Raw genomic sequence first — 19,520 nt, forward strand, 5'->3', positions numbered from 1 at the left:
TGGGGCACGGTGGAGTGACTGGAATGCAGCAGAAGAGGAGCAGCGGCATGTCGAACCACACCTACCGGGTCACGGAGATCGTCGGGACCTCGCCCGAGGGCGTCGACGCGGCCATCCGCAACGGCATCGGCCGGGCCTCGCAGACGCTGCGCAACCTGGACTGGTTCGAGGTGACCCAGGTGCGCGGCCAGCTCGAGGACGGGCAGATCGCGCACTGGCAGGTGGGGCTCAAGGTGGGCTTCCGGCTGGAGGAGGGCGAGTAGCCGGGAGCGTTCGCGCTCAGGTCCGTCCTTCCCGCTCCTGCGCTTCCTTCAGCTCGGCGGACCGGGCGGCCCAGTCGGCCCGGACGACCGTGAAGCCCGCGCGCCGGGCGTCCTCGCAGACCAGTTCGTCGTCGTCCACGAGGACGCGGACCTCACGCGTGCGGGCGAGCCGGCGCAGGATCTCCAGCTTGGTGACCCGGGCGGGCCTGCGGTCGCCGTTCGGCCGCATGTGGACGCGTCCTTCGGGCAGTCCCTGCGCGGCCAGCCAGTCGAGTGTGTCGCGGCGGCAGCGCTCGGGCCGGCCGGTGAGATACACGATCTCGCACTCCCGCTCGCTCTCCTGAACCAGCGCGATGCCTTCCGGGAGCGGCGGGTCCTGCGGCGCCGCCGCGAAGAACCCGTCCCAGTCCCGCGGCCTGCGCTCCAGGAACTTCTGCCGATGCGCGGTGTCGGCGAGGGTGTTGTCCAGGTCGAACACGGCCAGCGGCGCCTTGCTGCGATCATCACTCACGCTCCCACCCTAGGCCGTGTCCGCCCGGCGCTTCCCGTGTCCGCCCGGCAACCTTCGCGCGCCGGGCGGCCACTGCTCTGCGACACCCAGCAGGCAGAGGCGGGAGGCCGTATGCGCAACACGAGGATCTGGTCGGCGGCGATGATGACGGGGACGGCGCTGGCCCTGGTGCTGGGCGGCCCGGCGGGGCCGGCCGTCGCCGCGGGCACGACCCTGGTCGTGGCGCCGAACGGGGACGACTCCGCCCCCGGTACGCTCGCCCGGCCGCTGAAGACCATCCAGCGGGCGGTGGACCTGGCGAAGCCCGGCGACAGCATCAGTGTGCGCGGCGGGACGTACGCCCTCACGGACAACATCACCATCGCCGGGTCGGGGACCGCGTCCCAGCCCATCACCCTCACCGCCCACCCGGGCGAGCGGGTGGTCGTCGACGGCGAGCGACTGCCCGCGAGCCACACCCCGGTCGGCGGCGGCATCCCGCGTGCCGAGCGCGGGGCGGTCCACATGGAGGCGTCGCACTGGCGGATCTCGGATCTGGAGATCGTCAACGGCCCGTACGGGGTGTACTGCGACGGCTGCGACGGCAATGTCTTCTCGCGCCTGAGCACGCACGACAACTACGAGTCCGGCTTCCAGCTCCAGGGCGACTCCAGCGACAACCAGATTCTGAACCTGGACAGTTACGGCAACCGCGACCCGCGCAAGAACGGGGAGAGCGCCGACGGCCTGGCCGTCAAGGAGGGCTCCGGCACGGGCAACGTGGTGCGCGGCGCCCGGCTGTGGAACAACGTCGACGACGGCTTCGACGCCTGGGAGTTCGCCTCCCCGGTGACGATCGAGAACACGGTGGCGTACGGCAACGGATTCAACCGCTGGAACTTCCCCGACTTCGCGGGCGACGGCAACGGCTTCAAGCTCGGCGGCGGCAGCCCGGCCCCTGCGGTGGCCCACACCGTGCGCGACAGCGTCTCCTTCAAGAACGCGAAGCACGGCCTCACCGACAACGGCAACCCCGGCTCCCTCGCCCTGAGCCGCAACTCCACGTACGGCAACACCGGTACGGGTTTCGACGCCGACGTCTCGGGCGGAACCGCCCGGCTCACCGGCAACCTCTCCGTCGCGGACCAGCGCGCGGCGGCCGTCGGGGCGAAGACGGTCGCCGACGGCAACTCCTGGAACATCGGCGGCACATGGAACGCCTCCTCGGTGCTGAGCACCGACCCGGGTCCGCTCACCGGCCCCCGGGCGGCGGACGGCTCACTGCCGAAGGCGCCGGCGTTCCTCGTCCCCCGCAACGGCACCGCCGTCGGCGCCCGTTTCTGATCCGGCTCATTTGAGACAGCCTGGCCGGATAAATGGTCCGGACTATTCGCCGGGGATGTGAACGAGCGATGACCACAGATCAATTGACCATCACAGTTGATAGCTCAAGCACAGCACTGACATACTCCCCGTGGCCGTCCCCGCGATTCCGGACTGCGACTTTTCCGGTTTCACGAGCCCCCCCCACAGAGCCCGCACCCCCTCACCGTGTCCGGCGCCCCTCCACCCTGCTCGAAAGCCGGACGCGACACCTCCCCGACAGGGTCGAGTGCGGGGCACGATGCAGCGAAGAAGGTGCGCCTGTGCCCGAATTCCCACCGAGGCGGGAAGACACTCCCACATTTCCGCTTCCGCACATCGAACACACACCGCCGTCTCGTATATCCGACCATCCCGAATTCCTCTCGCTGCGTCGCGCGCAGCGTCGGTTCGGGATCCGGGCGACGATCCTGTCCGCCGGCGGATTTCTGCTGTATGTACTGCTGTCGAGTTTTGTTCCCGCGGTGATGAATCAGCCGCTGTTCGGCCATCTCACGATCGGGCTCACTCTCGGCCTCGGGCAGTTCGTCATCATGGGCGTGACCGCCTGGTGCCATGTCCGGCACATGCGTGACCGGGTCGATCCGCTCGCCCGCGGCCTCAGGTCCGCCCGGCAGCACGAGAACGACAACCGCCACGCCCGTCCGGCCGCGGCGCCCCAGGGCGCCGGGCAGCCCCTGCGGCACGGCACGAGGGGGTTCCGCACGTGGTGACGACCGCCGCCGCCATTGACGACAGCAGCCTGCAGCTGACGTTCGTCCTGTTTCTGACCGTGGTCGTGATCACCCTGTTCACGGCGCTGCTGACGGCCCCTCAGCGCGACGAGATCAGCGAGTTCTACCTCGGCAACCGCACCATGTCGCCGTTGCGCAACGGCCTGGCCATGTGCGGCGACTACCTGTCCGCCGCCACCCTGCTGGGCAGCACCGGCCTGGTCGCCCTGACCGGCTACGACGGACTGATGTACCTGGGCGGCACCACCGTCGCCTGGATGATGGTGCTGCTGCTGATCGCCGAACCCCTGCACCGCACGGGGAAGTTCACGCTCGGCGACACGGTGGCGCTGCGCCTGCCCCGGCAGCAGCGGCCGGTGCGGGTCGCCCTCGCGGTCTGCATCCTGGCCATCGCGACGCTCTATCTGGTGGCCCAACTCGTCGGCAGTGTGGCGCTGTTGACCCAGTTCACCGGAGCACCCAGCGCCACCACCCGCACCCTGTGCGTGGCGGTGATCGGAACGTTCGTGATCCTGTACGCCTCCCTCGGCGGCATGCCCGGCGCCACGGTCATCCAGATCATCAAGGCCGTGATGCTGGTGGCGGGCGTGCTGTTCACGGCGGGCTTGGTGCTGCACCACTTCGACTGGAACCCCGACGCGCTGCTGGAGAGGGCGGCCGAACGCAGCGGCGCCGGACCGCAGTTCCTCGAACCCGGGCTGCGCTACGGCGGGACCGTCAGCAACAAGCTGGACTTCTTCAGCCTCGAACTGGCCATCGTCCTCGGCCTCGCCGCCCTCCCGCACGTGCTGATGCGGCTGCTCGCCCCGCGCAAGAGCGGTGTGCTGCGCTCCTCCGTCCTGTGGGCCGTCGGCCTGGTCGGCGCGGTCTGCTTCGGGGCCGGCATCCTCGGCCTCGGCGCCACCGCGCTGCTCGGCCGGGACACCATCGAGAACACGGACCGCACCGGCAACGCCTCCGTCCTGCTGCTCGCGCACGAGTTGGGTGGCAGTGTGCTCACCGCGCTGCTGACGTGTCTGGCCTATCTGACCCTGCTCGCCGTGGCGGTGGGCCTCACCCTGGCCGCGGCCTCGTCCCTCGCGCACGACCTGTACAGCGAGGTGATCCGCAAGGGCCAGGCCACCGAGGCGGAGGAGCTGACCGTGGCCCGGCTGTCCGGAGCGGTCATCGGCGTCCTCGGCATCCTGCTGGCCCTCGTCGCCTGGGGGGCGAACACCGCGACGCTCGCGTTCCTCGCCTTCGCCATCGCGGCGTCCGCGATCCTGCCGACGATCATCTACACCCTCTTCTGGCGGCGCTTCACCGCGAAGGGGGCGCTGCTCAGCCTCTACGGCGGCCTGGCCTGCTCGGTCCTGCTCGCCGTGTTCTCCCCCGTCGTCTCCTCCGCCCCGGCCTCCTTCTATCCCGACGTCGACTTCGCCTGGTTCCCGCTCCAGAACCCGGGCATCGTCTCCATCCCCGCGGGCTTCCTGCTGGGCTGGCTCGGCACGGTGCTGGACAAGGGCCCGGCCGAGGACAGCTCCGCGCACGAGGAGTTCGAGGTGCGGATGCTGGTGGGCGCCGACGACTGACCCACAGCTGGGGCATCGACGGCCGGGCAGCGGGGACACTCATTGTTAATGGGATCCATTTTCATGTAGCGTCCTCGGTGCCCGTCCACCGAGGAGGAGTCCCATGGCTGTCCCGAAGCGGAAGATGTCCCGCAGCAACACCCGTCACCGCCGCGCCCAGTGGAAGGCGGCCACCCCGACGCTGGTCCCGGTCACCGTCGACGGCGTCCGCCACCTCGTACCGCAGAACCTGGTCAGGGCCTACGAGCGCGGGCTGCTACGCCCGGACGGCTGAGGCCGCTGCCTCCGGGTAGAAGTGCGCGCGGACCCGCCGCAGCCATGCCTCGACCGGCGCCTCGTCGGGCTCGTCCGGCAGCGCCGTGCGGCCGGTGTCGAAGGCGGCCTCGTAGTGTCCCAGCAGGGGCCGCGCGGCGGAGGGGTCGGCGGCGACCCGCTCCCCGAAGGCGTGGTACTCCTCCGGGTTCTCCACGCGGATCGTCAGCCGCCCGGTGGTGTACAGCTCCAGGCCCTGCCCGCACAGCCGCTTGAGATGCCGGGCGTGCTTCGCCGCGCGCCCGCGGGTGTCCGCGGAGGACGAGCGGTCGCTGCGGCTCTCCAGCCGCCGGAACTGCTGGGTGGCGTAGCCCAGGTAGGCGTCCCTGACGCGCCGGGCGCACAGGAAGGAGGAGCGGATGCCGATGAGCTCGTCGCCGAGCGGGGTCCGCACCTCGTACAGCTCGTCCGGGAGCCACACCAGCTCCATGGCGGTCGGGTTGCCGCCCAGGGCCAGCCGGCACCACTTGGCGGCCTCGTGCAGTGTGCTGTCCGGCGCCTTGCCGACGTGGGACTCCTTCGGCCGGCGCAGACCGTGCAGCTCTTCGGTGGGCGCCGCGAACAGGCCGAGGCGGTCGATGTCGGACCCCTCGTGGGCGAGTCCGTACGCGGTCGATCCGACGATGCCGGAGAGCAGGACGTTGGGGACGGTCATGGTCGGCCGCCTTTCACTACGGGATACCGGGCCATTGTCCTGACCTGCCAGGACGCGGTCACCCGGTTTTCCGGCGGTGGTCCCGGTGCGGCGACGGCGGAATACCGGCGCCCCTGTGCGGCGTAGAACCTCGTATGGAACCAGTGCGCCTGTCCGTCCTCGACCGCTCCCGCACCCGCGAGGGGCACACCCACCCCGAGGCGCTGCGGGACACCGTGCGGCTGGCGGGGGAGCTGGAGCGGCTCGGGTATCACCGGGTGTGGGTGTCGGAGCATCACGGCGTTCCCGGGGTCGCCGGTTCCGCGCCGACCGTGCTGGCCGCCGCCGTCGCCGCCGCGACCAGGACGATCCGGGTCGGCACCGGCGGGGTGATGCTGCCCAATCACCGGCCGCTGGTCGTGGCCGAGCAGTTCGGGGTGCTGGAGTCACTGTTCCCCGGGCGGATCGACATGGGCCTGGGCCGGTCCGTCGGGTTCACCGACGGGGTCCGCAGGGCCCTGGGCCGCGACAAGGGCGACGCCGAGGACTTCGAGGCCCAGCTGCGGGAGCTGCTCGGCTGGTTCCGGGGCACCTCCCCCACCGGGGTGCGTGCCCGCCCCGCCGAGGGGCTGAGCGTGCCGCCGTTCGTGCTGGCCATGGGCGAGGGCGCCGGGATCGCCGCCCGCGCGGGGCTGCCCATGGTCATCGGTGATCTCCGCAACCGGGAGAAGATGCGGCGCGGCATCGACCACTACCGCGAGCACTTCCGCCCCTCCGAATGGGCGCCGGAACCGTACGTCGTCATCTCGGGGACGATCGCCGTGGCGTCCACGCCCGAGGGGGCCCGGCGGCTGCTCGTCCCGGAGGCCTGGGCGATGGCGTACTCCCGTACCCACGGCACCTTCCCTCCCCTGGCGCCCGCCGAGCACGTCGAGGCGCTCACCATGACGGGCAAGGAGCGCGGCTTCCACGAGTCCGGGCTCACCGGCCACATCGCCGGCACCGAGGAGCAGGTCGCCGACGAGCTGGAGACGGTCCTGAAGGAGACCGGGGCGCAGGAGGTCCTCGTCACCACCAGCACCTACGACCGCGAGGCCCTGCTGGACTCCTACCGGCGGCTGGCCGCGATCACCTCCGGTTAGAGTCCTGCCCATGCACGACCCCCACACCCCCCACGACCCCTACGTCCGCGTCCGCGGCGCCCGCGAGCACAACCTTCAGGGCATCGACGTCGACATCCCCCGGGACGTGCTGGCCGTGTTCACCGGCGTGTCCGGCTCGGGCAAGTCGTCCCTGGCGTTCGGCACGATCTACGCGGAGGCCCAGCGGCGCTACTTCGAATCGGTCGCACCGTACGCACGCCGGCTGATCCACCAGGTCGGCGCGCCGAAGGTCGGGGAGATCACCGGTCTGCCGCCGGCCGTCTCGCTCCAGCAGCGCCGCGCCGCCCCCACCTCACGCTCCTCCGTCGGCACCGTCACCAACCTCTCCAACTCGCTGCGCATGCTGTTCTCCCGGGCCGGCACCTATCCGCCCGGCGCCGAGCGCCTCGACTCCGACGCGTTCTCGCCCAACACGGCGGCCGGGGCCTGCCCGGAGTGCCACGGGCTCGGGCAAGTGCACCGTACGAGCGAGGAGTTGCTGGTCCCCGACCCGTCGCTGTCGATCCGCGAGGGGGCCGTCGCCGCGTGGCCGGGCGCCTGGCAGGGCAAGAACCTGCGGGACATCCTCGACGCGCTCGGCCACGACGTGGACCGGCCGTGGCGGGAACTGCCCGCGACGGCCCGGGAGTGGATTCTCTTCACGGACGAGCAGCCGGTCGTCACCGTGCACCCGGTGCGGGACGCGGACCGCATCCAGCGGCCGTACCAGGGCACCTACATGAGCGCCCGGCGGTACGTGATGAAGACCTTCTCGGACTCCAAGAGCCCGACCCTGCGGACGAAGGCCGAACGGTTCCTGGCCAGTGCGCCCTGCCCGGCCTGCGGCGGAAGCCGGCTGCGCCCCGAGGCACTCGCCGTGACGTTCGGCGGCCGGACCATCGCCGAGCTGGCCGCCCGGCCGCTGGTGGAGCTGGCCTCCGGTCTCGACGGGACATCGGAGACCGCCCGGGTCCTCACCGCCGACCTGACGTCCCGGATCGCACCGGTCCTCGAGCTGGGCCTCGGCTACCTCAGCCTCGACCGGCCCACCCCCACCCTCTCCGCCGGCGAACTGCAACGCCTGCGCCTCGCCACCCAGCTGCGCTCGGGCCTGTTCGGCGTCGTCTACGTCCTCGACGAGCCGTCGGCCGGGCTGCACCCGGCGGACACCGAGGCACTGCTCACGGTGCTGGAGCGGCTGAAGTCGGCCGGGAACTCGGTGTTCGTGGTGGAGCACCACCTCGATGTCGTGCGCGGCGCAGACTGGCTGGTGGACGTGGGTCCGCAGGCGGGCGAGCACGGCGGGCGGGTGCTGCACAGCGGCCCGGTGGCGGACCTGGCCGCGGTCGAGGAGTCGGCGACGGCCCGCTACCTGTTCGACCGCTCCCCCGCTCCGGCCCGGGAGGTCCGTGAACCGGGCGGGTGGCTGACGACCGGCCCGGTCACCCGGCACAACCTGCGCGGGGTGACCGCAGACTTCCCGCTCGGCGTGTTCACCGCGGTCACCGGGGTGTCGGGCTCCGGCAAGTCCACGCTCATCGGCGAGATCACCGAGGACGCGGCGGGCACGGCGGGGGTGGGCCGGCTGGTCTCGGTCGACCAGAAGCCCATCGGGCGCACCCCGCGCTCGAACCTCGCGACGTACACCGGTCTCTTCGACGTGGTGCGCAGGGTGTTCGCGGCCACCGACGGGGCGCGTCAACGGGGCTTCGGGGTCGGCCGGTTCTCCTTCAACGTGGTGGGCGGGCGCTGTGAGACCTGCCAGGGCGAGGGGTTCGTCAGTGTGGAGCTGCTGTTCCTGCCGAGCACGTACGCGCCCTGCCCGGACTGCGGCGGGGCCCGGTACAACACCGAGACGCGGGAAGTGACGTACCGGGGGCGGGACATCGCGCAGGTGCTGGATCTGACGGTGGAGAGCGCGGCGGAGTTCTTCGCGGACACCCCGGCCGTGGCCCGCAGCCTCGGCACCCTGCTGGACGTGGGCCTCGGCTATCTGCGCCTCGGCCAGCCCGCGACGGAGCTGTCCGGCGGCGAGGCGCAGCGCATCAAGCTGGCGAGCGAGCTGCAGCGCGGCCGTCGCGGCCACACGCTCTACCTCCTCGACGAGCCGACCACCGGTCTCCACCCGGCCGACGTGGATGTGCTGATGCGCCAGTTGCACGGCCTGGTCGACGCCGGGCACACGGTGATCGTCGTCGAGCACGACATGTCCGTCGTCGCCCGCGCGGACTGGGTGATCGACCTCGGCCCGGGCGGCGGCGACGCGGGCGGCCGGATCGTGGCGGCCGGTCCGCCCGCGGAGGTGGCGGCGGCAGAGCCGAGCGCCACAGCCCGCTATCTGGGCCGGGCGCTCGGCCGGGAGCGACAGGGGTAGCCCGTCAGCGGGTGGCGAGCAGTCCGGCGACGAGGTCCCGGGGCAGGCCGTGGGTGTCGTGGAGGTAGCCGTAGTCCTCTTCGCTGAGCGGCCTCCGGTACTGGGGCCGGGACAGCAGACGGCGTCCCCGTTCGATGAGTTTGCGGAACCGCCGCTCCTCGTCGAGGAGGATCTCCCGGACGAGGTCGGGGCCGACGGACTGGCGGAAGTGGTCGAGGGTGTGCTCGATCAGCTCCGGGGGCAGGTCGGCGAGGGTACGGGAGGAATCGTCGCGCCCGAGCGTGGTGAGGAGTCGGCGGATCAGCCGGCGCAGGACGTAGCCGCGGCCGGTGTTGGACGGCCGTACGCCGTCGCCGAGCACGGCGACGGCGGCGCGCAGGTGATCGCTGACCAGGCGGGTCGACGGGCCGTCCAGGCCCCACAGCGAGGGCACGGTCCGCATCCACGGTTCGAAGAGGTCCGTGTCGTAGACCGACCGGTGTCCTTGCAGGACGGCGACGAGGCGTTCCAGTCCCATGCCCGTGTCGACGCCGGGCTGCCGCAGGGGGACGAGAGTGCCGTCGGTGTGGCGCTCGTAGCGCATGTGGACGTGGTTCCAGAGTTCCGTCCAGCGGGGGTCGGTGTCGGGGCTGCCCTCAGGCGGGGTGCCGGGCTCGCCGGTCCAGACGAAGATCTCCGAGTCGGGGCCGCAGGGGCCGACCGGGCCGTTGGACCACCAGTTCTCCTGCCCGGCCCGCTCCACCGGCAGCCCCAGCTCCTCCCAGACGCGCAGTGATTCGGTGTCGGGGCCGACCTGGTCCGATCCGCCGAAGACCGTGACGTGCAGGCGTTCTCGCGGGATGCCGAACCCGTCCCGCAGCAGCTCGTACCCCCAGCGGAGCGACTGGGCGTGGTCGTAGTCGCCCAGTGACCAGGAGCCGAGCATCTGGAACACCGTCAGGTGCGTGGTGTCGCCGATCTCGTCCAGGTCGGTGGTGCGCAGACAGCGCTGGAGGTTGACCAGCCGCCGCCCCTGGGGGTGCGGGCGGCCCAGCAGATAGGGCGTGAGGGGCTGCATTCCGGCCGTGGTGAACAGCACCGGGTCCGAGGGCGGGGGCAGCAGCGTGCTGCCGGTGATCAGCCGGTGTCCGCGCTCACGGAAGAAGTCGTTGAACGTCTGTACGGTCCGCTCCGTGTCCATGGCGGTCTCCTTGAGGTCAGGGGACCGGAACGAACCGCGCGAGGGAAGCCGGAGAGTACGGGGGTCCTGGCGGTCCGTTTCCGGCCGCCGGGAAGGGATTGACGAGGTCAGGCGTCGGCAGCCGGTGAGCTGGTCGCTCGCGCGGCTGCTGCGTCGGTGCGCTTGATGACCTCCATGGATCCGACGGTAACAGCGGGCGCCGGAACCGTCGCGGGCTTTTTCGTGCCGCCGTACGGCCGGGTCACCAGCGCGGCATGCGTCCAGGCCGGCTCGGCGGGCTCCGTCGGCTGCGCGGCCCGGGCGAGCGAGCGCCGGTCGGGGTGGGCGCCCGGGGGTATGACGTCCTGGACGTCCACGTGGGCCACCAGTCCGCGTGCCGACACCACGCGCCAGACCGAGGCCGGCAGCGTGTCGTCGCCGACGAAGGCGGGCGCGGTGCTGGTGGGCCCGTCGGCGATCCGGTACCGCAAGTGCACCGGCTGGACGGCGGCCCCCGCGTCCAGCGCGGCCTGGAAGACGGCCCGGCGGAACACCCCCTGGGAGCGGCCGCACCAGGTGCTGCCCTCGGGGAAGACCCCGACGGCGCGGCCCTCGCGCAGCACCTCGGCGATGCGGGCGACGGTGCCCGGCAGGGCCCGCAGCCGGTCCCGGTCGATGAACAGGACGCCGCCGCGCGCGACCAGCGGCCCGGCGACGGGCCACCGCCGCACCTCGGTCTTGGCCAGCATCCGGGCGGGACGTACGGCGGCGAGCAGCGGTATGTCCAGCCAGGAGATGTGGTTGGCGACCAGCAGCAGGGGGCCGGTGGGGGCGGCGGCGCCGGTGATGCGGACCTGGACCCCTGCGGCCCGCACGATCCACCGGCACCACCGCCGGACCAGGGACGCCGGCATGCGCGCGCCGAACGGCGTCAGCGCGATCCCGGCGAGGAGGAGCAGGACGACGGCGGTGAGCCGCAGCACGGCCCACGGCACGGCCCTCGTCACCGGCTCGACACAGGCCCGGGGCGTACAGGGCGCGAGGGGCAGCCAGGCGCTCATCACGCCGGCACGAGGGAGAGGAAGTGCCGCAGGTAGCGCGAGTTGACCCGGCTCATCGGCAGCAGCACATACAGGTCGGCGACGCCGAAGTCCGGGTCGTGGGCCGGTTCGCCGCACACCCAGGCGCCGAGGCGCAGATAGCCGCGGAGCAGGGCGGGCAGTTCGACGCGGGCGGCGGGCGCGGGGCCCGGGATCCACGGCAGCAGCGGCTGGACGCGGAACTCCCGCGGCGACAGATGCTTGTCGCTCACCCGGTCCCAGGTGGCGGAGGCGAGAGCGCCGCCGTCGGCGAGCGGGATGGAGCAGCAGCCGGCGAGCCACTCGTGGCCGCGGTCGACCATGTAGCGGGCGATACCGGCCCAGATGAGGCTGATGACCGCGCCGTCGCGGTGGTCGGGGTGCACGCAGGAGCGGCCGACCTCGACGAGTTCCGGCCGGATCCCGCCGAGGGCGGTCAGATCGAACTCGCTCTCGGAGTACAGCCGCCCGGCGACCGCCGCGCGCTCCGGCGGCAGCAGCCGGTAGGTGCCGACGACCTGGCCGGTCGTCTCCTCGCGGACGAGCAGGTGGTCGCAGTACGCGTCGAACGAGTCGACGTCGAGGCCCGGCTGCGGGCCGGTCAGCAGGGCGCCCAGTTCCCCGGCGAAGACGTCGTGGCGCAGCCGCTGCGCGGCACGCACGTCGTCCTCGTTGCGGGCGAGGGAGACGGTGTAGCGGGTGGGGGCCGTGGGCTGCGCGGGACGGTCGACGGTCAGTACGCCGGTCATGGCTCTCTCCTGGTCACGGGCCGGAGGCGGCGAGCGGTGCCGCCGCCCCCTGTTGTGCCCATGCCGCCTGTCCTGCGCGTGACGAGTGCCAGGAGCGCGGGTGTGCGCCTGTTGAACTACTGCTTGGCGACCTTCCGCGTGGCCCGCAGCCACTCCTTGTTCATGCTGGTGATGGACATGAGGGGAATTCCCTTGGGACAGGCGGTGGCGCACTCCCCGGCTAGGGTGCAGCCGCCGAAGCCCTCCTCGTCCATCTGCTCCACCATGTCCAGCACGCGCGTCTCCCGCTCGGGCGCCCCCTGCGGCAGCACATTGAGATGGTTGACCTTGGCGGACGTGAACAGCATCGCGGCCCCGTTGGGACAGGCGGCCACACAGGCCCCGCAGCCGATGCACTCCGCGTGCTCGAAGGCGAGCTCGGCGTCGGGTTTCGGCACCGGGGTGGCATGCGCTTCGGGAGCCGCGCCCGTCGGTGCGGTGATGTAGCCGCCGGCCTGGATGATCCGGTCGAAGGCGGACCGGTCCACGACCAGATCCTTGATGACCGGGAAAGCGGAGGCCCGCCACGGCTCGATGTCGATCGTGTCGCCGTCCTCGAAGGACCGCATGTGCAACTGGCAGGTCGTGGTGCGTTCCGGCCCGTGCGCATCCCCGTTGATCACCAGGGAACAGGCACCGCAGATGCCCTCGCGGCAGTCGTGGTCGAAGGCCACGGGGTCCTCACCGCGCAGGGTGAGCTCCTCGTTGAGCGTGTCGAGCATCTCCAGGAAGGACATGTCGGGCGAGATGTCGTCCACCTCGTAGGTGGACATCGTGCCGTCGGCGTCTGCGTTGCGCTGCCGCCAGACGCGCAGGGTGAGCTTCATGCGTAGCTCCGCTGAGTGGGGTGGACGTACTCGAAGGCCAGGTCTTCCCTGTGCAGGGCCGGGGCCTCGCCGGTGCCGGTGAACTCCCAGGCGGCCGCGTAGGCGAACTCCTCGTCCTTGCGGGCGGCCTCGCCGTCGGGCGTCTGGGACTCCTCGCGGAAGTGGCCGCCGCAGGACTCGGCGCGGTGCAGCGCGTCGAGGCACATCAGCTCGGCCAGCTCCAGATAGTCGACGACGCGGTTGGCCTTCTCCAGCGACTGGTTGAACTCCTCGCCGCTGCCGGGCACCTTGATGCGCCTCCAGAACTCCTCGCGGATCTGCGGGATGCGCTCCAGTGCCTTGCGCAGGCCCGCGTCGGAGCGGGCCATGCCGCAGAACTCCCACATGAGTTCGCCGACCTCGCGGTGGAAGGAGTCGGGGGTGCGGTCGCCGTCGACGGACAGCAGCAGGTGGAGCCGGTCCTGGGTCTCGGCCAGCACCTCCTGGACGACGGGGTGTTCGTCGGTGACCGCGTCGTGGTGCGGGTTGCGGGCCAGGTAGTCGTTGATGGTGGCCGGGAGGACGAAGTAGCCGTCGGCCAGGCCCTGCATCAGCGCGGAGGCGCCGAGCCGGTTGGCGCCGTGGTCGGAGAAGTTGGCCTCGCCGATCGCGAACAGCCCGGGGACGGTGGTCTGGAGGTCGTAGTCGACCCACAGGCCGCCCATCGTGTAGTGCACGGCGGGGTAGATCCGCATCGGCACCCGGTACGGATCCTCGTCGGTGATCCGCTGGTACATGTCGAAGAGGTTGCCGTACTTGGCCTCGACGGCCTTACGGCCCATCCGCCGAATCGCGTCGGCGAAGTCCAGGTACACGCCCTGGCCGCCGGGACCGACGCCCCGGCCCTCGTCGCACACGTTCTTCGCGGCGCGGGAGGCGATGTCACGCGGCACGAGGTTGCCGAAGGACGGGTAGATGCGCTCCAGGTAGTAGTCGCGCTCGTCCTCGGGGATCTCGGCCGGGGGCCGCTGGTCCCCCTTCGCCTTCGGCACCCAGATACGCCCGTCATTGCGCAGCGACTCGCTCATCAGCGTCAGCTTGGACTGGTGGTCGCCGGTGCGCGGGATGCAGGTGGGGTGGATCTGGGTGAAGCAGGGGTTGGCGAAGAGGGCGCCGCGCCGGTGGGCCCGCCAGATCGCGGTGGCGTTGGAGTTCATGGCGTTCGTCGACAGGTAGAAGACGTTGCCGTAGCCGCCGGAGGCGAGCACGACGGCGTCCGCGAAGTACGTGTCGATCCTGCCGGTGATCAGGTCCCGGGCGACGATCCCGCGCGCCCGCCCGTCGATCACGATCAGGTCGAGCATCTCGGTGCGCGGATGCATCTCGATGTTCCCGGCGGCGATCTGCCGGCTGAGGGCCTGGTAGGCGCCGAGGAGGAGCTGCTGGCCCGTCTGGCCTCGGGCGTAGAAGGTGCGCGAGACCTGCACGCCGCCGAAGGAGCGGGTGTCGAGCAGCCCGCCGTACTCACGGGCGAACGGCACGCCCTGGGCCACGCACTGGTCGATGATCTCGACGGAGATCTGCGCCAGCCGGTGGACGTTGGACTCGCGGGCCCGGAAGTCGCCGCCCTTGACGGTGTCGTAGAACAGCCGGTGGACGGAGTCGCCGTCGTTGCGGTAGTTCTTCGCGGCGTTGATGCCTCCTTGCGCGGCGATGGAGTGGGCGCGGCGCGGGGAGTCCTGGTAGCAGAACTGGACGACGTGGTAGCCCTGTTCGGCGAGGGTGGCACCGGCCGAGCCGCCGGCGAGGCCGGTCCCGACGACGATGACGGTGTGTTTGCGCCGGTTGGCGGGGTTGACGAGTTTCGCTTCGAAGCGGCGCTTGTCCCAGCGCTCGTTGACCGGCCCGGACGGGGCCTTGGTGTCGACGACCGGCTCACCGGTCGCGTAGTCGGCGTAGGAAGTCATCTTCAGCTCACCACTCCGGTCATGACGCCCACGGGTACGGCGATGAAACCGGCCGTGAGCAGCAGCGCGAGAACGTTGGCGACGGTCTTCAGGGCGCGGTCGCGGCTGCGGCTGCCGGCGCCGAGGGTCTGGGCGGCGCTCCAGAAGCCGTGCCGGATGTGCAGGCCGAGCGCGAGCATCGCGACGATGTAGACGACGTTGCCGTACCAGGTGGAGAAGGTGTCCACGACGTTCTGGTACGGACGGCCCTCCTGGAAGCCGCCGGGGTGCGCGGTACCGGTCGTCAGGTCCAGGATGTGCCAGACGATGAACAGCCCGAGGATGATCCCGCCCCAGCGCATGGTGCGCGTGGCGTAGGAGGCCCGCGGCTTCTTGTGCACGTACTTGCTCGGGCGCGCCCTGATGTCGCGGCGGCTGAGCTGGTACGCGGCGGTGGCGTGGGCGACGACGGCGGCGACGAGCACGACGCGGATCAGCCAGAGCGTCCACTCGTAGTGCATGAACGGCTCACCGACGGTGCGCAGCCAGTGGCCGTAGGCGTTGAACTCGCCCGCGCCGAAGTAGATCTTCAGGTTCCCGATCATGTGGGCGACCAGGTACAGCAGCATGATCAGCCCGCTGACCGCCATCACGGTCTTCTTGCCGAGGGTGGAGTCCCACACGGTGCGTGCCATGGACGGCCGTCGGTCCGTCCTCGTTGCCAGAGCCATGTCCAGCACGCTACGGACGCGCCGGCGATCGGTCCAAGACATGGTCCGGCTTGATTCCATAGGCTGGGACTATCGTACGAGGATGCAGTTCCAACAGCTCCAGTACTTCGTGGCCGTCGCCGAGACCCGGCACTTCACCCGGGCCGCCGATCTGGTCCATGTCGCGCAGCCGTCGTTGTCACAGCAGATCAAGGCGCTGGAGCGGGAGCTGGGCGCGGATCTGTTCCGGCGTGCCCGCGGCAACATCACGCTCACGGACGCCGGGGAGGCGCTGCTGCCGCTGGCCCGGCGGATCCTGGCCGACGCGGACACCGCCCGGCAGGAGGTGCAGGAGCTGGCGCAGCTGCGGCAGGGGCGGGTGCGGCTGGGGGCGACGCCGAGTGTGTGCACGGGGCTGCTGCCGGATGTGCTGCGGGCGTTCCATGATCGCTACCCGGGGATCCGGCTGCTGATCGAGGAGGGCGGCTCCCATGATCTGGTGCGGGAGCTGGCGCGTGGGGCGCTGGATCTGGCGCTGGTCGTGCTGCCGCTGCCGACGCCGTCGCCGGCGCTGACCACGGTGGAGCTGCTGCGGGAGGATCTTGTGGTGGTGTCCTCACCCGATGCGGCGAAGCCGGGCCGGGGCTCGCGTACCGTGCGGGTCGCCGATCTGGAGGGGGAGCGGATGGTGATGTTCCGGCACGGGTACGACCTGCGGGAGCTGACCGTTGCCGCGTGTCGGGCCGAGGGGTTCGAACCGGACTTCGCGGTGGAGGGTGGGGAGATGGATGCGGTGTTGGGGTTTGTGCGGGCGGGGTTGGGGGTCGCTGTGGTGCCGCGGATGGTGGCGGCGAGGTCGGGGCGGGGGTTGCGGGTGACGCCGCTTGCGCGGCCCGGGCTGCATCGCACGATTGCCTTGGCGCACCGTAGTGATGTGGCTCCGACTCGGGCCGCTCGGGAGTTGCAGCGGATGTTGCTTGAGCGGTGAGGCCGATTCGGGAGCGCCGTTGTGTGTGAGCGCCGTTCGGGGGTGCGGGTTGTTTGTGGTTGCTCGCGCAGTTCCCCGCGCCCCCCAAGAGACCCTATTCAGCCAGTGGCGTCCACAAGTGCCAGTTCGTGCAGGCGCTCCGGGGGGCCCGGGCGGGCGTAGTACCAGCCCTGGGCCGTGTCGCAGCCCATCATGCGCAACTGTTCGGCCTGGGCGCCTGTTTCCACGCCCTCGACCGTGACCGCGAGGTCCAGGCTGTGGGCCAGGGAGACGATTCCCTCGACGATCTTGAGGTCGACGGGGTCGGCCGGGAACTGCTGCATGCTCTGGGTGAAGGAGCGGTCCAGCTTCAGGATGCTGACCGGGAGGCGGCGCAGGTTGGCGAGGTTGGAGTAGCCCGTGCCGAAGTCGTCCAGGGCGATGTCGACGCCCATCTCGGCCAGCCGGCGCAGCGGCTTGAGCAGGTCGTCGTCCGCGCCGATCAGCGCCGACTCGGTGACCTCCAGGCAGAGCGCGTTCGGCTCGATGCCGGTGCGTTCCAGGATGTCGACGGTGTCCTGGACCAGGCCGGGGTGGGTCAGCTGGCAGGGCGAGAGATTGACGTTGATCCGCAGCGGGCCCACGGCCTCCGCGCCGCCGTGCAGTTCCCGCCACTCGCGGGCCTGCCGTACGGACTGCTCCAGGACCCAGCGGCCCAGCGGCACGATCAGCCCGGTGTGCTCGGCGAGCGGGATGAAGCGGTCCGGGCCGAGCACGCCGTGCTGCGGGTGCAGCCAGCGCACCAGGGCCTCGGCTCCCCGGACACTGCCGTCGCCGAGATGGACCAGCGGCTGGTACTCGATGAAGAACTCGCCCCGCTCCAGCGCGGTGGGCAGGGCGGTGGTCAGTCCGTGCCGGGTGATGGCGCGGGCGTCGGCCTCGGCGTCGGCGAGTTCGAAGCGGTTGCCGCCCGCCGACTTGGCCCGGTACATGGTGATGTCCGCGCTGCGCAGCACCTCCGCCGGGCTGCGCTCCCCCGCCGGGCCCTCGACGATGCCGATGCTGCCGCGCACGGTCAGATCCCGGCCGTCGACGCTGATCGGCGCGAGCAGCGCGTTCATGATGCGGCCGGCGAGCTCGTCGACCTCGTGCTGGGTGTCGGGGCCCGTGGTCAGCGCGACGAACTCGTCGCCGCCGAGCCGGGCGACCATCTCGCCGGGCGCGGTGGCGCAGGACTGCAGCCGGTCGGCGACCTCCACCAGCAGCCGGTCGCCGGCCGCGTGGCCCAGGCTGTCGTTGATGGTCTTGAAGCCGTCGAGGTCGAGGTAGCACAGCCCGAACCGCTGGCCTTCCCCGGCGCCCAGTGCCTTCTCCAGGCGCTCGAAGAAGAAGGTGCGGTTCGGCAGTCCGGTCAGCGCGTCGTGCGTGGCCTCGTAGCGCAGCCTCAGGTTGAGCAGCCGCCGCTCGGTGGTGTCCTCCATGAGGGCGAGCTGGTACTGCGGCTCGCCGTCGGCGTCGCGCAGCAGGGAGACCGTCAGATTGGTCCACAGGACCGTCCCGTCGGGGCGGTAGAACGCCTTCTCCAGGTGGTAGTGCTCCCGGTCGCCGCGGACGAGCTCGTCGTAGAGCCGCCAGGTCTGCGGCGCGTCGTCGGGGTGGGTCCACTCCCGGACGTTGCGGCAGCGCAAGGCGTGCTCGGTGATGCCGAACATGCGCAGCAGCGCGCCGTTGACCTGGAGGATGTTGCCCTCGAGGTCGGCCATGCCGATGCCTATGGCCGCGCCCTCGAAGACGGCCCGGAAGCGGGCCTCGCTCGCGTGCAGGGCCTGGGCCACCACGCCCTGCGCCTGGAGGGCGGCCTCGGCGATGGCCTCCTGCTCGGCCAGCGTCCGCTCGCGCAGCGCCCGGGCGAAGCCGGCGGACATCGCGTGCTGCAGTCGCGCGCAGCGCGCCCGCAGGGTCTCCTGGTCGCCGTCGCCGCCGCAGTACAGGACCAGATAGGCGTCCACGCAGTCCAGCGTGTGGCTGAGTGCCTCGGGGTCGGTGCAGTGCGCGTCGACGAGGGCGGCGCCCACGGCCCGGCCCGCGTCGGAGTCGAAGGCCCGGGCCCGCAGTGCCTCGCTCAGCCGCCGGGCCAGCGGCAGCAGTTGCTCCTCGAACTCCGCGCGGGTCGACGACGTCGAGGTCACCGGGAAGACCGCCCGGCTCCAGATCGTCGCGAATCTGCGCAGTCTGTCCTCCGGCCCGTCCGGTTCCGCGATCACGCCGTACGCCCCACGCCCGCGAAACCGGAGAACGCATAGGGATCCTCGTCCTCCGGCGCGGTGTCGGGCCGCCAGCGTGGCATCGCCACCAGTCCGGGTTCCACCATGTCGTACCCCTCGAAGAACCGCGCGATGTCCTCGCGCGAGCGCATGATCAGCGGGTTGCGGATCTCCTCGTACACGTCCACCGCGCCCCCGGCCCGCTCCGGCGGAAGCGGGATCCCCTCGTAGGAGGCATGGGTGAGCACGAGCAGGCTGCCGGGCGCGAGCGCCTGGCGCAGCTCGGCCACCGCCCCGTACGGGTCGTCCTCGTCTTCCACGAAGTGAAGTATGGCAACGAGAAGCAGGGCCACTGGCTGATTCAGGTCGATCAGCCGCTCCACCTCGGGGCTGTTCAGGATGTCCTGGGGCTTGCGGAGATCCGCGGCGACGACGCCCGCGCCGTCGTTGCCCGCCAGGACCGCCTGGCTGTGCGCCACGGCCACCGGGTCGTGGTCGACGTACACCACGCGCGCGCCGGGGCTGGCTGCCTGGGCCACCTCGTGCACATTGCCGAAGGTGGGGATCCCGGAGCCGATGTCCAGGAACTGGGTGATGCCCTGGTCTGCCGCCCAGCGCACGGCGCGGCGCATGAACGCCCGGTTCGCCTGCATGATCTTGGGGAGTCCCGGCAGGAACTCCATGGCCCTGCGGGCCGCTTCCCGGTCGACCTCGAAGTTATGCGATCCGCCCAGATAGAAGTCGTACATCCGGGAAACGCTGGGCACCGAGATGTCGATGCTCCGTGGGGCCCAGACGGGACGCTCCATCTATCTCTCCAAGGCGTAGGCGATCCGGTGTTCGAGCAGAGGCTACTGATCGCCCGCCAATGGAGCGACCCGAAACGGAAATTGACCAT

At 71.3% G+C, this 19,520-nt stretch carries 18 protein-coding genes; 8 read left to right on the top strand and 10 right to left on the bottom strand.

What is annotated here, in order from left to right; genetic code table 11:
* Window positions 1-47: 47 nt before the first annotated feature.
* On the top strand, window positions 48-263 hold the full coding sequence (locus NNW99_RS03125) for a dodecin (protein ID WP_193477460.1): 216 nt from the start codon (window positions 48-50) through the stop codon (window positions 261-263).
* Window positions 264-279: 16 nt separating this feature from the next.
* Here the strand turns inward: NNW99_RS03125 and NNW99_RS03130 are convergent, their stop codons facing one another.
* Window positions 280-774: a hypothetical protein gene (locus tag NNW99_RS03130; protein ID WP_215117054.1), complete on the bottom strand. Its 495-nt coding sequence runs from the start codon at window positions 772-774 to the stop codon at window positions 280-282.
* A 111-nt stretch (window positions 775-885) separates the two neighbouring features.
* Here NNW99_RS03130 and NNW99_RS03135 point away from each other — a divergent pair, with 111 nt between their 5' ends.
* The 4 genes from NNW99_RS03135 to rpmF all read left to right on the top strand — a co-directional run bounded on the left by NNW99_RS03135 (window position 886) and on the right by rpmF (window position 4,715).
* The gene (locus tag NNW99_RS03135) at window positions 886-2,097 is read left to right on the top strand and encodes a right-handed parallel beta-helix repeat-containing protein (protein ID WP_215117055.1); all 1,212 of its coding nucleotides are present in this window, start codon (window positions 886-888) and stop codon (window positions 2,095-2,097) included.
* A gap of 302 nt (window positions 2,098-2,399) precedes the next feature.
* Window positions 2,400-2,849, top strand: coding sequence for a DUF485 domain-containing protein (locus NNW99_RS03140; RefSeq protein WP_215117056.1), 450 nt, complete (start codon window positions 2,400-2,402; stop codon window positions 2,847-2,849).
* Window positions 2,846-4,441, top strand: coding sequence for a cation acetate symporter (locus NNW99_RS03145; RefSeq protein WP_215124120.1), 1,596 nt, complete (start codon window positions 2,846-2,848; stop codon window positions 4,439-4,441). The genes NNW99_RS03140 and NNW99_RS03145 overlap by 4 nt, the downstream gene beginning before the upstream one ends.
* A gap of 103 nt (window positions 4,442-4,544) precedes the next feature.
* Window positions 4,545-4,715 (top strand): 50S ribosomal protein L32, encoded by a 171-nt coding sequence (rpmF, locus tag NNW99_RS03150; RefSeq protein ID WP_031108795.1) that lies wholly within the window; start codon window positions 4,545-4,547, stop codon window positions 4,713-4,715.
* On the opposite strand, the gene NNW99_RS03155 is transcribed toward rpmF, so the two are convergent.
* Window positions 4,698-5,408, bottom strand: coding sequence for a DNA polymerase beta superfamily protein (locus NNW99_RS03155; protein ID WP_215117057.1), 711 nt, complete (start codon window positions 5,406-5,408; stop codon window positions 4,698-4,700). The two genes, rpmF and NNW99_RS03155, sit on opposite strands and share 18 nt — an antisense overlap.
* A gap of 134 nt (window positions 5,409-5,542) precedes the next feature.
* Here NNW99_RS03155 and NNW99_RS03160 point away from each other — a divergent pair, with 134 nt between their 5' ends.
* The gene (locus NNW99_RS03160; RefSeq protein WP_215117058.1) at window positions 5,543-6,529 is read left to right on the top strand and encodes an LLM class flavin-dependent oxidoreductase; all 987 of its coding nucleotides are present in this window, start codon (window positions 5,543-5,545) and stop codon (window positions 6,527-6,529) included.
* Between the two features lie 10 nt (window positions 6,530-6,539).
* On the top strand, window positions 6,540-8,903 hold the full coding sequence (locus tag NNW99_RS03165; RefSeq protein WP_215117059.1) for an excinuclease ABC subunit UvrA: 2,364 nt from the start codon (window positions 6,540-6,542) through the stop codon (window positions 8,901-8,903).
* A 4-nt stretch (window positions 8,904-8,907) separates the two neighbouring features.
* Here NNW99_RS03165 and NNW99_RS03170 read toward each other — a convergent pair whose 3' ends face one another.
* The 6 genes from NNW99_RS03170 to NNW99_RS03195 all read right to left on the bottom strand — a co-directional run bounded on the left by NNW99_RS03170 (window position 8,908) and on the right by NNW99_RS03195 (window position 15,376).
* Entirely contained in the window at window positions 8,908-10,083 is a 1,176-nt protein-coding gene (locus tag NNW99_RS03170) for an alanine--tRNA ligase-related protein (RefSeq protein ID WP_215117060.1), read from the bottom strand.
* A 107-nt stretch (window positions 10,084-10,190) separates the two neighbouring features.
* Entirely contained in the window at window positions 10,191-11,123 is a 933-nt protein-coding gene (locus tag NNW99_RS03175) for a 1-acyl-sn-glycerol-3-phosphate acyltransferase (protein ID WP_215124121.1), read from the bottom strand.
* Window positions 11,123-11,890 (bottom strand): GNAT family N-acetyltransferase, encoded by a 768-nt coding sequence (locus NNW99_RS03180; protein WP_215117061.1) that lies wholly within the window; start codon window positions 11,888-11,890, stop codon window positions 11,123-11,125. Before NNW99_RS03180 ends, NNW99_RS03175 begins: the two co-directional genes overlap by 1 nt.
* A 116-nt stretch (window positions 11,891-12,006) precedes the next feature.
* The gene (locus NNW99_RS03185; protein ID WP_215117062.1) at window positions 12,007-12,756 is read right to left on the bottom strand and encodes a succinate dehydrogenase/fumarate reductase iron-sulfur subunit; all 750 of its coding nucleotides are present in this window, start codon (window positions 12,754-12,756) and stop codon (window positions 12,007-12,009) included.
* Complete coding sequence (locus tag NNW99_RS03190; protein ID WP_215117063.1) at window positions 12,753-14,702, bottom strand: fumarate reductase/succinate dehydrogenase flavoprotein subunit; 1,950 nt, start codon at window positions 14,700-14,702, stop codon at window positions 12,753-12,755. Before NNW99_RS03190 ends, NNW99_RS03185 begins: the two co-directional genes overlap by 4 nt.
* Window positions 14,703-14,704: 2 nt before the next feature.
* Window positions 14,705-15,376, bottom strand: a complete 672-nt coding sequence (locus tag NNW99_RS03195; RefSeq protein WP_215117064.1) for a succinate dehydrogenase — start codon at window positions 15,374-15,376, stop codon at window positions 14,705-14,707.
* Between the two features lie 118 nt (window positions 15,377-15,494).
* On the opposite strand from NNW99_RS03195, the gene NNW99_RS03200 reads away from it, so the two are divergent.
* Window positions 15,495-16,379: a LysR family transcriptional regulator gene (locus NNW99_RS03200; protein WP_215117065.1), complete on the top strand. Its 885-nt coding sequence runs from the start codon at window positions 15,495-15,497 to the stop codon at window positions 16,377-16,379.
* A gap of 98 nt (window positions 16,380-16,477) precedes the next feature.
* Here NNW99_RS03200 and NNW99_RS03205 read toward each other — a convergent pair whose 3' ends face one another.
* Window positions 16,478-18,622 (bottom strand): bifunctional diguanylate cyclase/phosphodiesterase, encoded by a 2,145-nt coding sequence (locus tag NNW99_RS03205; protein WP_215117066.1) that lies wholly within the window; start codon window positions 18,620-18,622, stop codon window positions 16,478-16,480.
* Window positions 18,619-19,431 carry an SAM-dependent methyltransferase gene (locus NNW99_RS03210; RefSeq protein WP_215117067.1) on the bottom strand — a complete coding sequence of 271 codons (813 nt, stop codon included), beginning with the start codon at window positions 19,429-19,431 and terminating at the stop codon, window positions 18,619-18,621. Before NNW99_RS03210 ends, NNW99_RS03205 begins: the two co-directional genes overlap by 4 nt.
* Between the last annotated feature and the right edge of the window lie 89 nt (window positions 19,432-19,520).

It is taken from the genome of Streptomyces sp. CRCS-T-1, from assembly GCF_024442335.1.
GTDB classification, from domain to species: Bacteria; Actinomycetota; Actinomycetes; order Streptomycetales; family Streptomycetaceae; genus Streptomyces; species Streptomyces koelreuteriae.

Coding starts and splice junctions, on each gene's coding strand:
- NNW99_RS03135 (WP_215117055.1), top strand. CDS start 886: ATGCGCAACACGAGGATCTGGTCGGCGGCGATGATGACGGGGACGGCG.
- NNW99_RS03195 (WP_215117064.1), bottom strand. CDS start 15,376: ATGGCACGCACCGTGTGGGACTCCACCCTCGGCAAGAAGACCGTGATG.
- NNW99_RS03160 (WP_215117058.1), top strand. CDS start 5,543: ATGGAACCAGTGCGCCTGTCCGTCCTCGACCGCTCCCGCACCCGCGAG.
- NNW99_RS03165 (WP_215117059.1), top strand. CDS start 6,540: ATGCACGACCCCCACACCCCCCACGACCCCTACGTCCGCGTCCGCGGC.
- NNW99_RS03200 (WP_215117065.1), top strand. CDS start 15,495: ATGCAGTTCCAACAGCTCCAGTACTTCGTGGCCGTCGCCGAGACCCGG.
- NNW99_RS03125 (WP_193477460.1), top strand. CDS start 48: ATGTCGAACCACACCTACCGGGTCACGGAGATCGTCGGGACCTCGCCC.
- NNW99_RS03170 (WP_215117060.1), bottom strand. CDS start 10,083: ATGGACACGGAGCGGACCGTACAGACGTTCAACGACTTCTTCCGTGAG.
- NNW99_RS03155 (WP_215117057.1), bottom strand. CDS start 5,408: ATGACCGTCCCCAACGTCCTGCTCTCCGGCATCGTCGGATCGACCGCG.
- NNW99_RS03175 (WP_215124121.1), bottom strand. CDS start 11,123: ATGAGCGCCTGGCTGCCCCTCGCGCCCTGTACGCCCCGGGCCTGTGTC.
- NNW99_RS03180 (WP_215117061.1), bottom strand. CDS start 11,890: ATGACCGGCGTACTGACCGTCGACCGTCCCGCGCAGCCCACGGCCCCC.
- rpmF (WP_031108795.1), top strand. CDS start 4,545: ATGGCTGTCCCGAAGCGGAAGATGTCCCGCAGCAACACCCGTCACCGC.
- NNW99_RS03185 (WP_215117062.1), bottom strand. CDS start 12,756: ATGAAGCTCACCCTGCGCGTCTGGCGGCAGCGCAACGCAGACGCCGAC.
- NNW99_RS03210 (WP_215117067.1), bottom strand. CDS start 19,431: ATGGAGCGTCCCGTCTGGGCCCCACGGAGCATCGACATCTCGGTGCCC.
- NNW99_RS03190 (WP_215117063.1), bottom strand. CDS start 14,702: ATGACTTCCTACGCCGACTACGCGACCGGTGAGCCGGTCGTCGACACC.